The sequence below is a fragment of the Chromobacterium sp. CCUG 30098 genome, assembly GCF_059916605.1.
Genome location: NZ_JAUCGS010000001.1, coordinates 692,721 through 706,840 on the forward strand (window position 1 = coordinate 692,721; position 14,120 = coordinate 706,840).

A 14,120-nucleotide genomic window follows, 5' to 3' on the forward strand; every position below is an offset into this window, starting at 1 on the left:
CGAATGAAGAATTCTTTGCAAAGCAACTGGGCGATTTATCGCCGTTTGCTGGGATATTTGGGCCGTTACTGGAAGGTCTTCCTGATCTCGCTGGTGTCGATGACGGTGGCGGCCTTGACCGAGCCGGCCTTCGCCCGCCTGATGAAGCCCTTGATCGACAGCGGTTTCGTCAACCGTGATCCGCATGCGATCGCCTGGGTGCCCTTGGCCATCATCGGCGTGTTCGCGGTGCGCGGCGTCACCAGCTTTATCAATGAATACACCTCCAGCTGGTTGACCGGCCACTTGGTGCAGACGCTGCGCGAACAGATGTTCGCCAAGATGCTGCGTCTGCCGGTGCAATACTATGCCGACAACCAGTCCGGCCGTCTGGTGTCGCGGATTTCCTACGACGTCAACCAGGTGACCGAAGCCGGCTTCAGCGTGATCACGGTCACGGTCAAGGACGGCGTCACCGCGGTCAGCCTGCTGGCCTGGCTGCTGTATATAGACTGGCAACTGACCTTGATCTGCTTGCTGGTGCTGCCGATTGTGTCCCTGTGCATGCGGGTGGTGGGCAAGCGCCTGCGCAATCTATCGCGCGAGAACCAGCAGAATATGGCCATGTTGACCCAGGTGCTGGGCGAGGGCATCAGCTGTCAGCGCGTGATCAAGGTCTATGGCGGCGAAGCGCGCGAGAGTGAGCGTTTTCAGCAGGCGGCGGCGGCCATCCGCCGCAACGCGGTCAAGCAGAGCGCGGCCACGTCCGCCAACACCGGCATCACGCAGTTGATGATTGCCTGCGCGCTGGCCGCCATCCTGTATTTCGCCACGCTGCGCGCCCAGAGCGGCGCTTTCACCGCCGGCGATTTCATGTCCTTTCTGACCGCGATGATGTTGTTGTTCGCGCCGGTCAAGCGCATCACCGGCATTGCCCAGGCGATGCAACGCGGCTTGGCGGCGGCGGAGTCGGTCTTCGATTTTCTCGATCTGCCGGAAGAGCCCGATCACGGCCGCACCGCCTTGCCGCGCACGCGCGGCAAGCTGCAGCTCTCGGGAGTGAACTTCCGCTATCCGACGGCGGAGCGGCAGGTGCTGCGCGACATCAATCTGCAGGTCCATCCCGGCGAGACCGTCGCCCTGGTGGGCTCGTCCGGCAGCGGCAAAACCACCTTGGTCAGCTTGATTCCGCGGTTTTACGATCCGGACGGCGGCGAGATCCGTCTGGACGATGTGCGCCTGCAGGACATGCCCTTGAGCGATCTACGCCGGCATATCGCCATGGTCAGCCAGGACGTGGTGCTGTTCAACGACAGCGTGGCGGCCAATATCGCCTACGGCGAAGCCTCGTTCAGTCGCGAGGCGGTGGAGGAGGCCGCGCGCGCGGCCAATGCGCAGGAGTTCATCGAGGCGATGCCGGAAGGGTTCGACACCCTGATCGGCGAAAACGGCGTGCGTCTGTCCGGCGGACAGCGTCAGCGGCTGGCGATTGCCCGCGCTTTGTTGAAGAACGCGCCCTTGCTGATTCTGGACGAGGCGACTTCGGCGCTGGATACCCAGTCCGAGCGGCTGGTGCAGAGCGCGCTGGAAAATCTGATGAAGAACCGCACCACCATTGTGATCGCCCATCGGCTGTCGACGATAGAGAACGCCGACCGCATCGTGGTGATGCATCAGGGCGAGATCGCCGAAGAGGGCTCGCACGCTCAGTTGCTCGCGCGCGACGGGCTCTACGCCAAGCTGCACAGCCTGCAGTTCAAGGACGAGGACGCCGCCGCGGATTGAGCGGAGGCTGCGACGAAATCAAGCCGGCCAGGGCGGGAGCCATGGCCGGCTTGACTGCATCGAGGACTCAGAACGCGTTTAAGACTCGCAAGCTAAGACGTCAGAGTTTGATTTCAAACAGCGGATCTTGCGGCGCCAGCCGACGACCGTTTTCCTGAATGGTGTGCCAGACCGGCTGGCCTTGCACTTGGGATTGAACGTCGCGCGCCAGCGAGCAATAGGCTTCGCGATTGCATTCGCTGGAATAGGCCCGCAACAAGGTGACCTTGGCCGGCAGATCGTCCGGATTGTCTCGCAGCGAATCTTTCAGCACCCGCACCGCGTCGCGGGTGCGGCCGTAGGCGAGAAAAACCTCCGCCTCGCCCACCGGATCGATGCCGCGTTGGCACGGCTTGGTGTAACGTACTTTCTTCCATAAGAATCGCAGGGCGTAATATCCCGCCATCAGTCCAAAACTGGCGGCAAACGCGCTCAACGCTACCATGTGGCTTCTCCCCTTCCGCTTTGCAACGACTTGGCCTCGCCGGCGGCTCCCCGACATTGTGCGCTCTGGCTTCAAGCTTTGCGCGGGGTGTCCCTGCCGGCCTTCTCCATCTCCAGTAGATTCATTATTCTGATGAAGCGGCGCAAGCGGCAATCCGTAGAAATCCTTATTGAATCTGTACCGATGCCGTTTGAACGCTAACTATTGTTGTTCAGTATTTTCTCGAGTATCGCAGAGGGCAGGCCGGCCTGAATAGCGGCTTGGCCCAGTTGTTGCAATAGCACGAACCGGATGGTGCCGGCTTCCACCTTCTTGTCGTGGCTCATCAGCTCCAGCCAGCGCGCCAGCGGCATCTGCGGGCTCTTGACCGGCAGGCCGGCGGCGGCCACCAGGCTGCGCACGCGTTCGACGTCGGCGGCGGACAGCCAGCCCAATTCGGCGGACGCGGCGGCGGCCAGCACCATGCCGGCGCCTATGGCTTCGCCATGCAGCCAGACGCCGTAGCCCAGGCCGGCCTCGATGGCGTGGCCGAAGGTGTGGCCCAGGTTGAGCAGCGCGCGCACGCCGTGCTCTTTTTCATCCTGGCCGACGATGTCCGCCTTCATCTCGCAGCTGCGCTTGACCGCGTGCTGCAGCGCGTCGGGATCGCGCGCGCGCAGGCGCGGCATATTGTCCTCCAGCCAGCCGAGGAAGGCGGCATCGCCCAGCAGGCCGTACTTGATCACCTCGGCGAGGCCGGCGGACAGCTCGCGTTCCGGCAGCGTATCCAGCAGGGACATATCGGCGATCACCGCCTTGGGCTGGTAGAACGCGCCTACCATGTTCTTGCCCTGCGGATGGTTGATCGCGGTCTTGCCGCCGACCGAGGAGTCGACCTGCGCCAGCAAGGTGGTGGGGATCTGGATGAAGGGCGCGCCGCGTTGATAGCAGGCGGCGGCGAAGCCGGTCATGTCGCCGATGACGCCGCCGCCCAGCGCGATCAGGGTGGTCTTGCGTTCGGCGTTGCGCGACAGCAGCGCGTCGAAAATCAGGTTGAGCGTGCTCCAGTCCTTGTGCCGCTCGCCATCCGGCAAGACGACGCTGAAGGAGTCAATCCGGTGTTTGGCCAGCGCCTGTTGCAGCCGGGACAGGTACAGCGGCGCCACGGTCTCGTTGCTGACGATGGCGACCTTGGGCAGGGGCAGATGGGGAAGCAGCAACTCGACCTGTTCCAGCAAGTCCCGGCCAATGTGAATCGGGTAACGGGTGTCGGGCAGGATCAGGTCGAGGGTAATCACAATCAGCTTCCTTGTTCGGGGCGGTGTTTGGGGGGGAGGCCGGCCAATTGCTCCATCAGGCGGGCAACCAGCAGGCTGACATTCTGCTGCGTGGTGTCGACGACGATGTCGGCCACCTCGCGATATAAGGGGTCTCGCTCCTGGAACAGGCTTTCCAGCTTGGCCCTGGGGTCGGCGATCTGCAGCAGGGGACGGTTCTTGTCGTGCAGAGTGCGGGCCAGCAAATCGTCTATCGTGGCGCGCAGATAGATGACGGTGCCGTGCGCCGCCAGGCAGGCGCGGTTTTGCGGACGGATGATGGCGCCGCCGCCGGTGGCCAGCACGATGTTGTCCAGGCGGGCGAGGTCGGCGATGACCGAGGTTTCCCGGTCGCGGAAGCGCAACTCGCCCTCGATATCGAAGATGGTCGCGACGCGTACGCCGGTCCTGGCCTCGATCTCGTGGTCAGAGTCGTAAAAGGTTTTGTCGGTGCGCCGCGCCAAAGCTCGGCCTACCGTGGTCTTGCCCGCGCCCATCAAGCCGACCAGAAAAAAATTGCCTGCCGGTTTCTCCATGGCAGGCATTGTAGCCGAGCTTGGCCGCGCTGTCTTTCGGCGTTGCAGCAGCGCCGGGGGCGCTGCGCAGCCGGGGTTTTATTGATTATTGCCGCTAAGGTCTTCCACCACGCGCGGCGTGATGAAGACCAGCAACTCGGTGCGGTTATCGTACTTTTGCGAGCTGCGGAACAGCGCGCCCAGCACCGGAATGTCGCCGAGCAGCGGCACTTTATTGACGACATCGCTGATCTGCTGCTGGTAGATGCCGCCGATCACCACCGTGCCGCCATTCTCCACCAGCACCTGGGTGGTGACCTTCTTGGTGTCCAAGGCCGGGGTGCCGCCCACGGTTAGATTGGGGCTGACGCTGTCCTTGTTCACCTTGATGTCCAGCATCACGTGATTGTCCGGCGTGATCTGCGGTTTGACGTTCAGGCTGAGCACCGCCTTTTTGAACGAGGTGGAGGTGGCGCCGCTGGACGAGGCTTCCTGGTAGGGAATCTCGGTGCCCTGCTCGATGGTGGCTTCCTGCCGGTCGGCGGTCATGATGCGCGGGCTGGAAATCACCCGGCCTTTGTTCTCGGTCTGCAGCGCCTGCAATTCCAGGCCGATGATGGCGGATTTGCCAACGGTGTACAGCGCGGTCAAAGAGCCCGCCGGGTTGGTGATCGGCAGATTGATGCCGGGTTTGATGACATAGGGGCTGGCCGTCGCATTGTTCAGGCGGCCATTGGCGTTGGTGATGGCGTTATCCAGGCCGCCGCCGGAAATGATGCCGTTGCTGGTAAAGCGGTCATAAGACAGCTTGACGCCCAGGTTGCGGCTCCAGTTGTCGGTGGCCTCGACGATGCGCGCCTCGATCAGCACCTGTTTCACCGGCACATCGGTCTTGCCGATGATGTCGCGGATCTTGTCTATGGTGCTGCCGGTGTCGTTGATGATCAGGGTATTGGTCTTGGGATCGATCAGCGCGCTGCCGCGCTCGGTCAGGATGCTTTCCTTCTTGCCGGTGGTATTGCTGCCGTCCAGCACCTTCTTGAAGTCCTCCGCCGAGCGGTAGCGCAGCACGAAGGTTTCCGAGCGCACCGGCTCCAGCGTGGCCAGTTGCTGCCTGGCCTCCTGCACCTGCTTGTCGCGCGCCAGCAGTTCTTCGCGCGGCGCGATCTGGATGATGTTGCCGGCGCGGCGCTGGTCCAGGCCCTTGGTTTGCAGGATCAGGTCCAGCGCCTGGTCCCAGGGCACGTCTTTCAGCCGCAGCGTGATATTGCCGTTGACGGAATCGCTGGTGACGATGTTGAGGCCGGTGAATTCGGCGATCACCTGCAGGACGGTGCGCACTTCGATGTTTTGGAAGTTCAGCGACAGCTTGTCGCCCTTGTACTGCGGTTTCTGGTTGTTGTCGGCGCTGGCCGCGGACTCCGGCGCCGGCCGGCGGATTTCAACGACCAGCTGCCCGTCGGTCTGGTAGGAGGAGAAGTCCCAGTCTCCCTGTGGCTGAATCTGGATGCGGCTGTTGCCGCCCTGGTTGCGGGCGTCGATCTTGGATACCGGGGTGCCGAAGTCGGCAACGTCCAGCCGGCGCTGGTTCTGCCTGTCCAGCTGAGTGCCCAGCACGTCCACCAGCAATTGCTTGCCTTCGCGGCGGATGTCGACCGGGGTGTTGGCGGACGGCAGTTTGATCTCCACCCGGCCTTCGCCGTTCTTGCCGCGGCGGAAGTCCAGCGCCAGCGGCTGGGCGCCGGCGATCTGGACCGGGCTTGGGCGCGCGGCGCTTTGCGCGCTGGCGGCGGGGCGCTCCACCGGCGTGGCGGCCTGGGCGGCGCTGCCGAGATTCGGGTTCAGCGTAACCCGCAGCGTGTTGCCGGACACGCTGCTGCTGTACAGCGCGTTGCGGCTCAGGCTCAGAACCAGCCGGGAGCGGCCGTTGGCCTCCACCGCCACCGCGGATTTGACCAGCGGGCCGCCGAAGTCCTGCTGCGGCTTGGCCAGCTTGACGCTGGCGCCGGCGAAGTCGAAGGCGATGCGCGGCGGGTTGGCGATGGCGAAGCTGTTGGGCTGGACGGCGGGGCCGTCAAAGCTGACCTGCAGCACCTGCTGGTCGCCGTCGCCGTTGGCCAGCTGGATCGCGGTGATCGCCGGGCCGGCGTAGGCGAAACCGAACAGCAGGGACAGGCCCAGCCCCGACAACAGTTTGATGGAGTGCTTGCTCATTTGTTTTGCCCTTGTTCGTCCAGGTACATGCTGGTGTTGCGCTGCACCCATTCTCCGTTCAAATCTTCCACGGTCTCAGTCAACTGGATGTCCGTGTCGCCGACTTTCTTGATCTGGCCGAAATTGGGGCCGACGAAATTGCCGGCCTGAACGCGGTAAATCGAGCCTTCGGGCGTGCGCACCAGGCCGTAGTTGGCGCCGCCGCGGCGGATGACGCCGACAATTTTCAACTTGTCCAGATCGTAGTTTTCCAGCGCCTCGCGCGGCCGTTTCATATCCGGCGCGTTCGCCAGGTTCTGATTCTTGGCCGCGGCGAGCTTCTGCGCGTTGAAGGGGTCGAGCAGGTCGAAGGCCTGGTAGGCGAACGGCTGGTAGGACTGCGCCTGGGGCAGCGGTTCGATCTGGCCGCGCAGGCCCTGGGTGCTGGTTTGCATCCACTGGCGCAGATCGTCGGTGTCGCCGCTGCCGCAGGCGGCAAGCAGCAAGGGCAGTAAGCAAGCGAGAGTTCTTGTCATGGGCTGTGCGGCTCACTTGTTGGGAGGGGCCGGCTGCGCGGTCCGCTCCTCGGGCTCCAGCGCGCGGAAAGTCTTGGCGGTGGCGTCCATGGTCAGGCGCGCGCCCTTGGGATCCGGCGTCAGGCTGATGTCGGCTATGGTGACGATGCGGGACAACTGCGCCACATCGCTGACGAAGGCGGCCAGGTCGTTATAGCTGCCGGTCAGGCGAATGGTGATCGGCACTTCCGCCATCTCGGCCGTCTTGATTTCCGGGTTGGGCCGGAACAGCTCGAACTGTAGCCCGCGGCCGATGCCGGCCTGGTTGATCTCGGTCAACAGCGTGTCCATGTTCGACTTGGTCGGCAGCTGCTTGAGCAGGGCGCCGAAGGAGGCGTCGATTTCCTTCAACTGTTGTTGCAGCGCGTCCAGGTTGACCGCCTGGCGCTTCTTGTCGACATAAGTCTGCTTGAGCTGCTCTTCCTGTTGCTTGGCGGCGTTGAGGCGGTCCAGTTCCTCGCTGAGCACGAAGAAATAACCGAGGCCGACGAAACAGGCGACCAGCAGCGCCAGCGCGATGGCCTGGCCTTGCAACGGCCAGTTGGTGATGTCCTTGGGATCCAGTGTGCGCAATTCGTCCAGCGTCATGGCTTGGCTCCGGGTGAGGCGGGCTTGCCGGCTTTGGGCGGGGCGGCTTCGCGCAGGCTGCAGTTCAGGGTGAATTCGTTGGCGCGCTGGCCGTTGACGCTGGCGGCTTTCACTTCGACCAGCACCGGCGCGTCAAAAACATTGGATTGGGCCAGGCTGCGCATATAGTGGGAGACCCGCGCGCCCGACAAGGCGTAGCCGGACAGCGTGAACTGGTTGCCTGCCTGCTTGAAGCTTTTCAGATAGACGCCGTCCGGGGTTTGGCGCACCAGTTGGTCGAAGACGTGCACGCCTTCGTTGCGGCCCTGTTCCAGCCGTTCCACCAGCTGTTTGCGCGACAGCAGATCGTCGCGCTGCTTCTTCAAGGTGCCGATATTCTTGATCTGGTTGTCCAGCTTGGCGATTTCGCCCTGCAGGAAATCATTGCGCTGCTGCTGATGGGATAGGCGGCCGCCGATGATCAGATAGCTGAGCACCACCAGGGCCAGCGAAGCCACCAGCGTCAGGCCCAGCATCACCTGGAAGCGCAGCCGGTGCGCGGCTTTTTTCTGTTCGCGGTGGGGGAGGAGGTTGATGCGTATCATCAGTCGAACCTCCGCATGGCCAGGCCGCAGGCCACCAGCAAGGCCGGCGCGTCCATCAGCAATTCCTTGAGGCGGATGTGGCTGGACTGCACCATGGTGCTGAACGGATTGGCGATCATGGTGCTGATCTGGGTGCGGCCGGCCACCGCGTCGTCCAGGCCCGGCAGCATGCTGCAGCCGCCGGCCAGCAGGATGTAGTCGACGCGCAGGTATTGCGACACGCTGACCGTGGTGTAGAAGAACTGCAGCGCGCGCTGTATCTCCTGGGCCAGAGAATCGACGAAGGGATGCATCAGTTCGGATTCATAGCCGTCCGGCAGGCTCATCCCGCGTTTGCCGCTTTCCGCCTCTTCATAGCTGATGCCGTAGCGGCGCTGGATGTCGCGCGTCAGTTGCTGGCCGCCGAACACTTGTTCGCGATAATAGACTTGCTGGTTGTTGCGGATGACGTTGCAGTGGATGCGGGTGGCGCCGATGTCGAACAGGGCGAAGGTCTGGTTCATGCCCTGTTCCGGCAATTGCTGTTCGACCTGCTCGAAGGCCGTCATCATGGCGAAGGATTCGACGTCCACCACCTGGGCGCGCAGGCCGGCCATCTCCACCACCGCCACGCGCTCCTCCACCTTCTCTTTGCGGGCGGCGCAGAGCAGCACTTCCAGATCGTCGATGCTGGACGGCGCCGGTCCCAGCACCTGATGGTCCAGATTCACCTCTTCCAGCGGGAAGGGAATGCTCTGATTGGCTTCGGATTCGATCAATTCCGCCAGGTTGTCGGTCTGGCTGACCGGCACCAGCAGCTTCTTGTAAATCGCCATCGCCGTGGGGATGGCGATGGCGACGTGGCGGGTGGGGCTGCCCAGCCGTTTCCAGGCGCGGCGCAGGGTTTCCGCGATGCCCTCGATATCCACCAGATTGCCGTCGCTGATCGCGTCCTTGGGCAAGGCTTCGATCACATAGCGTTCGACCTGGCAGTTTTTCCCCGAGCGTGAAAGCTCCACCAGTTTGACGGCGGTGCTGCTGATATCCAGTCCCAACATTGGAACATTTTTAGCCTTAGCCAATCCAAGTTGTTCTAGCCAGGGAGGGGCGGCTTTGAGTTTGTCGATGAGCATCAGGTGCCTCGATTGGTCCTATGCGACAGTTTTTTGGCCTGTCGCTGCCATTGTTTGTCTTGCGTGCTTTCACAAGACGTTATAATCCGGTTTCCAGTGAAAGCCCATTGTAAATATGCTAAGACGAATCCTTGCAATACTTGCAGGTCTGTTTCTAGGTGGAGCCGTATTGGTTGCTGGCGCAGGCGCCATTGCAATCATCATAACCTACCCGCGCTTGCCGAGTCTTGATGTACTGACGGACTATCGTCCGAAAATTCCCCTTCGCGTATATTCCGCCGACAATCAACTGATAGGCGAATTCGGCGAAGAGCGTCGTTCCTTCTCCCGCATCCACGAAGTGCCGCAGCTGATGAAGCAGGCGGTGATGGCGGCCGAAGACGAGCGTTTCTACCAGCACAGCGGCGTCGATTACGTCGGCGTGGTGCGCGCCGCGGTCGGCAATCTGGTGTCCGGACACGCCCGTTCCGGCGCCAGCACCATCACCATGCAGGTGGCCAAGAACTTCTTCCTGTCCAGCGAGAAAACCTTTACCCGCAAGTTCAACGAAGCGCTGCTGGCCTTCAAGATCGAACACACGCTGAGCAAGGACCAGATCCTGGAGCTGTACTTCAACCAGATCTATCTGGGCCAGCGCGCCTACGGCTTCTCCGCCGCGGCGCAGGCCTATTACGGCAAGCCGCTGGCGGATCTGTCCGTGGCGGAAATGGCGATGCTGGCCGGCCTGCCCAAGGCCCCGTCCGCCTACAACCCCATCGTCAATCCGGACCGCGCCCGTCTGCGTCAGCAATACGTGTTGCGCCGGATGCGCGAGCTTAATTTCATCACCCAGGAGCAATACGACGCCGCCTTGGCCGAGCCGATGAAGCTGGCCAGCCAGAGCGCCGACAGCAGCAGCCAGCCGGCGCAGTATGTGGCGGAAATGGTGCGCCAGGCGATGTACGAGCGCTACCGCGAATCGGCGTATACCGAAGGCTTCAAGGTCTACACCACCCTGGACAGCCGTCATCAGAAATGGGCGTACGACGCCCTGCGCGCCGGCCTGGTGGATTACGACCGCAAAATGGGCTATCGCGGCCCGGAAAGCACGGTGGAACTGTCCGGCGCCGAAGGCGAGCAGCAGACCGAAGCGCTGGACGACGCCATCAGCGAACTGCGCGACAGCGGCGACATGCTGCCGGCCATCGTGCTGTCCGCCAGTCCGTCGGAAGTGCGCGCCTATATGCGCGGCGGCAAGGTGGCGGTGATCAAGGGCAACGGCCTGGACTTCGCGCGCCGCGCGCTGGGCGGCAAGGTCAGCGCCGCGCAGCAGATCCGCCGCGGTTCGGTGATCCGCATCCGCGCGCATGAAAAAGGCTATTGGGAAATCGTGCAGATGCCGGAAGTGGAAGGTGCCTTCGTGTCCATGGACACCCGCAGCGGCGCGATCCGCGCCTTGGTGGGCGGCTTCGACTTCAACCGTCGCAGCTTCAACCATGTGACCCAGGCCTGGCGTCAGCCCGGTTCCACCTTCAAGCCCTTCATCTACTCCGCCGGCATCGAGCGCGGCCTGACGCCGTCCACGATGATAAACGACGCGCCGCTGTCGGTGGTGGGCGCGGACGGTCAGCGCTGGGAGCCCAAGAACGACAACGGCAAATTCGCCGGCATGATCACCATGCGCACCGGCCTGACCCAGTCCAAAAACCTGGTGTCGGTGCGGGTGCTGATGGCCACCGGCACTGATTACGCCCAGCAGTACATCCAGCGTTTCGGCTTCGCCGCCAAGCAGCATCCGGCCTATCTAACCATGGCGCTGGGCGCCGGCGCGGTGACGCCGCTGCAAATGGTGGAGGGCTACTCGGTGTTCGCCAACGGCGGTTACCGCAGCAAAGGCTATTTCATCGACCGCATCGAAGACCAGTCCGGCCGCGTGCTGGCCAAGACCGTGCCCACCGTCGCCGGTCAGAACGCGCCGCAGGCGATAGACCCGCGCAACGCCTTCATCATGAGCTCCATGCTCAAGGACGTGGTGCGCTACGGCACCGGCTACCGCGCGATGAGCCTGGGCCGCACCGATCTGGCCGGCAAGACCGGCACCACCTCGGATTGGAAGGACGCCTGGTTCGTCGGCTACAACCCCAATCTGGTGGCCGCGGCCTGGGTGGGCTTCGATCAGCCGCGCTCGCTGGGCCGTTACGGCTACGGCGGCACCGCGGCGCTGCCGGTATGGATCAATTACATGGCCAACGCGCTCAAGGGCCAGCCGGAAGTAGACATGCCGGTGCCGGAAGGCCTCGTGGTCAAGGCCGGCGCCGGCCAGCGCGGCGGCGACGAGTACTACTACGAAGAGTTCCAGAAGACCAATCCGGAGCTGAAAGTGGACAACCACGGCGCGGTGCCGGGCGCAGGCGGCGACGCCAGCGGCGGCGCCAGCGAGACGCCGGACAAGCCGGCTGCTCAGGATGCGGTGGAGAACGTCAAAGACCAGCTGTTCTAAGAACGTGTTTACGATTTCGCGAGCTAAGGCGAGACAAGGCGAAAACGGCTGAGGAAGCGGAATGTACATACGGTACATGAGCATTTCGAAGCAGTTTTCAACGCAGCATCGCTGACGCGCAGCAGATCGTAAACAGGTTCTAAAAACGTGTTCCATTCAATGCTGCATAGCCCCGCCTTCCGGCGGGGCTTTTTCTTGGCGTCGGCTCAGATCACGCCTTGCGCCAGCATCGCCGCGGCCACCTTGCCGAAGGCCGCCACATTGGCGCCGCGGGCGTAGTCGACCGCGCCGTCCGGCTGGCCGCCATGCCGCACGCAGGCCTCGTGAATCTCCTCCATGATCCGGCGCAGCCGGGCGTCCACCTCCTGAGCGCTCCAGGGCAGGTGGGTGGCGTTCTGGCTCATTTCCAGGCCGGACACCGCCACGCCGCCGGCGTTGGACGCCTTGCCGGGCGCGTACAGCGCGCCGGCCCGCTGGAAGCGCTGCGCCGCCTGGGCGGTGCAAGGCATATTGGCCCCTTCCGCCACGCAGCAGCAGCCATTGGTCAGCAAGGCCTCCGCGTCGTCGGCGTCCAGCTCGTTTTGCGTGGCGCAGGGCAGGGCGATGTCGCAGCGCAGACGCCATGGCCGCTGCCCAACGAGAAAGTCCAGGCCATGGTCGGCGGCGAAGGCGGCCAGCCGGCCGCGGCGCTGATGCTTATGCTCGATCAAGGCCGCCAGCAAGTCCGGGCTCAGGCCGTCCGGCAGGCTGAGCGCGCCTTCCGAATCCGACAAGCTGACCACCCGGACGCCCAGCGCCAGCAGTTTTTCCGCCGCGTACAGCGCGACGTTGCCGGAGCCGGACAAGGCCGCGCGTTTGCCGGCCAGCGTCTGCCCGCGCGTGGCCAGCATGCGTTCGACGAAATACGCCAAGCCGTAGCCGGTGGCCTCCGGCCGCATCAGGCTGCCGCCGTAGCTGGGGCCTTTGCCGGTGAAGACGCCGGAAAACTGATTGCTCAGCCGCTTGTGCTGCCCGAACAGATAGCCGATCTCGCGCGCGCCGACGCCGATGTCGCCGGCCGGCACATCGGTCTCGGCGCCGATGTGGCGGAACAGCTCGCTGGCGAAAGCCTGGCAAAAACGCATCACCTCGCCCTCGCTCTTGCCCTTGGGGTCGAAGTCCGCGCCGCCCTTGGCGCCGCCCAGCGGCAGGCCGGTCAAGGCGTTCTTGAAGGTTTGTTCGAAAGCCAGGAATTTCAGCGTGCCCAGCGTCACCGAGGGATGAAAGCGCAGACCGCCCTTGTACGGCCCCAGCGCGCTGTTCATCTGCACCCGGTAGCCGCGGTTGACCTGGACGCGGCCGTGATCGTCCACCCAGGACACGCGGAACAGAATGACGCGCTCCGGCTCCAGCAGCCGTTCCAGCAGGCCATGGTCGAAGTGGTGCGGATGGCGGCTGAGGAAATCGTCCAGGCTGTGCAGCACTTCCGCCGCCGCCTGATGGAATTCGAACTGTTCCGGGTCGCGCAGGCGGACCCGGTCCAATAAAGTTTGCAGAGCATGATGCATGGACAAGACCTTTGGTCTGGCGGGCCGCGCAGGCGTCGGCGGCCCTGTGTTGTCATGGGTCGGGTAAAGAGCGGTCCGCAGCGCCGAAGCTTGATATGAGTTGTGAGCGAGGTGTCCGGCGAAGCGGTGGTATGTTTGCCTGGCCGCGGGTAGCGGGCAGGTTGCCGCATGGCGGCGAAGGCGGGAGCGTCCGATCGGAGGCGGGGCCGGGAGCCGCGCCGTTCGGGGTGGCCGGGTGGGCGGGAAAGGCCAGTGTAACCGATATCCGCGCAAGCGCCTCCCGCGCCTGGTCGTCATGACAGCCAGCTTTCCAACGGTATATTTCCCTCAAGGTGCAAACTTGGCGCTTGGCGGAGGTCTATCTCATTTTCCAAACCATCCGGAGGAGTAGGCCCCATGCTGCAGAATTACTTTCCCATCCTGTTATTCATCGTCGTCGGACTGCTGGTGGGCGTGGTGCCGCTGCTGATGGGCAAGTTGCTGGGGCCAAACCGGCCGGATCCGGAAAAGCTGTCGCCGTACGAGTGCGGCTTCGAGGCCTTCGAAGACGCGCGCATGCGCTTCGACGTCCGCTACTACCTGGTGGCCATCCTGTTCATCCTCTTCGATCTGGAAGTCGCTTTCATGATTCCCTGGGCGGTGACGCTGAAGGAGCTGGGCGGCTTCGGCCTGGGCGCGATGGCGGTGTTCCTGGGCGTGCTGGTCGTCGGCTTCATCTATGAATGGAAGAAGGGCGCTTTGCAGTGGGACTGACGATAGGCTGAGCCATCGCCCTCACCCGCGCCCGCTTTGCCGGCGCGGGTTTGTTTTTGGGGCGCGGCTCCGGAACCTGTTCAACGCCGTATCGCCGAAGCGCAGCAGACTTTGAACAGGCTCTCAGAGCTTGTTTACGATCTCGCGAGCTAAGGCGAGACAAGGCGAAAACGGCTGAGAAAGCGGAATGTACGCGTGGTACATGAGCATTTCGAAGCGGTTTTCAACGCC

At 63.5% G+C, this 14,120-nt stretch carries 12 protein-coding genes; 3 read left to right on the top strand and 9 right to left on the bottom strand.

The genetic code is table 11. From position 1 onward, the window contains the following. The first annotated feature begins 3 nt into the window (after positions 1-3). Positions 4-1,764: a lipid A export permease/ATP-binding protein MsbA gene (gene msbA / locus QUG03_RS03295; protein ID WP_500819342.1), complete on the top strand. Its 1,761-nt coding sequence runs from the start codon at positions 4-6 to the stop codon at positions 1,762-1,764. A 100-nt stretch (positions 1,765-1,864) separates the two neighbouring features. Here the strand turns inward: msbA and QUG03_RS03300 are convergent, their stop codons facing one another. The 8 genes from QUG03_RS03300 to QUG03_RS03335 form a co-directional block, all read right to left on the bottom strand. Then, a complete protein-coding gene (locus tag QUG03_RS03300; RefSeq protein ID WP_227105271.1) occupies positions 1,865-2,248 on the bottom strand; it encodes a type IV pilus assembly protein FimV in 384 nt (127 codons plus the stop codon). Positions 2,249-2,445: 197 nt separating this feature from the next. Then, positions 2,446-3,525 carry a 3-dehydroquinate synthase gene (gene aroB / locus QUG03_RS03305; RefSeq protein WP_486635952.1) on the bottom strand — a complete coding sequence of 360 codons (1,080 nt, stop codon included), beginning with the start codon at positions 3,523-3,525 and terminating at the stop codon, positions 2,446-2,448. Positions 3,526-3,527: 2 nt separating this feature from the next. Further along, positions 3,528-4,088: a shikimate kinase AroK gene (gene aroK / locus QUG03_RS03310; RefSeq protein WP_227105266.1), complete on the bottom strand. Its 561-nt coding sequence runs from the start codon at positions 4,086-4,088 to the stop codon at positions 3,528-3,530. A gap of 69 nt (positions 4,089-4,157) precedes the next feature. Then, on the bottom strand, positions 4,158-6,272 hold the full coding sequence (locus tag QUG03_RS03315) for a type IV pilus secretin PilQ (RefSeq protein ID WP_500819343.1): 2,115 nt from the start codon (positions 6,270-6,272) through the stop codon (positions 4,158-4,160). Further along, the gene (locus QUG03_RS03320; RefSeq protein WP_107800725.1) at positions 6,269-6,787 is read right to left on the bottom strand and encodes a pilus assembly protein PilP; all 519 of its coding nucleotides are present in this window, start codon (positions 6,785-6,787) and stop codon (positions 6,269-6,271) included. Before QUG03_RS03320 ends, QUG03_RS03315 begins: the two co-directional genes overlap by 4 nt. Before the next feature lie 12 nt (positions 6,788-6,799). Continuing rightward, the gene (locus QUG03_RS03325; RefSeq protein WP_227105262.1) at positions 6,800-7,414 is read right to left on the bottom strand and encodes a type IV pilus inner membrane component PilO; all 615 of its coding nucleotides are present in this window, start codon (positions 7,412-7,414) and stop codon (positions 6,800-6,802) included. Beyond that, positions 7,411-7,998 carry a PilN domain-containing protein gene (locus tag QUG03_RS03330; RefSeq protein WP_500819344.1) on the bottom strand — a complete coding sequence of 196 codons (588 nt, stop codon included), beginning with the start codon at positions 7,996-7,998 and terminating at the stop codon, positions 7,411-7,413. The genes QUG03_RS03325 and QUG03_RS03330 overlap by 4 nt, the downstream gene beginning before the upstream one ends. Beyond that, positions 7,998-9,035 (bottom strand): pilus assembly protein PilM, encoded by a 1,038-nt coding sequence (locus QUG03_RS03335; protein ID WP_227105261.1) that lies wholly within the window; start codon positions 9,033-9,035, stop codon positions 7,998-8,000. The genes QUG03_RS03330 and QUG03_RS03335 overlap by 1 nt, the downstream gene beginning before the upstream one ends. 190 nt (positions 9,036-9,225) lie before the next feature. Between QUG03_RS03335 and QUG03_RS03340 the strand changes: the two genes are divergently transcribed. Then, complete coding sequence (locus QUG03_RS03340; protein ID WP_488906142.1) at positions 9,226-11,589, top strand: penicillin-binding protein 1A; 2,364 nt, start codon at positions 9,226-9,228, stop codon at positions 11,587-11,589. A 206-nt stretch (positions 11,590-11,795) separates the two neighbouring features. Here QUG03_RS03340 and gdhA read toward each other — a convergent pair whose 3' ends face one another. After that, entirely contained in the window at positions 11,796-13,136 is a 1,341-nt protein-coding gene (gene gdhA / locus QUG03_RS03345; protein WP_500819345.1) for an NADP-specific glutamate dehydrogenase, read from the bottom strand. A gap of 396 nt (positions 13,137-13,532) precedes the next feature. Between gdhA and QUG03_RS03350 the strand changes: the two genes are divergently transcribed. After that, positions 13,533-13,889: an NADH-quinone oxidoreductase subunit A gene (locus tag QUG03_RS03350; RefSeq protein ID WP_019103334.1), complete on the top strand. Its 357-nt coding sequence runs from the start codon at positions 13,533-13,535 to the stop codon at positions 13,887-13,889. Positions 13,890-14,120 lie beyond the last annotated feature (231 nt).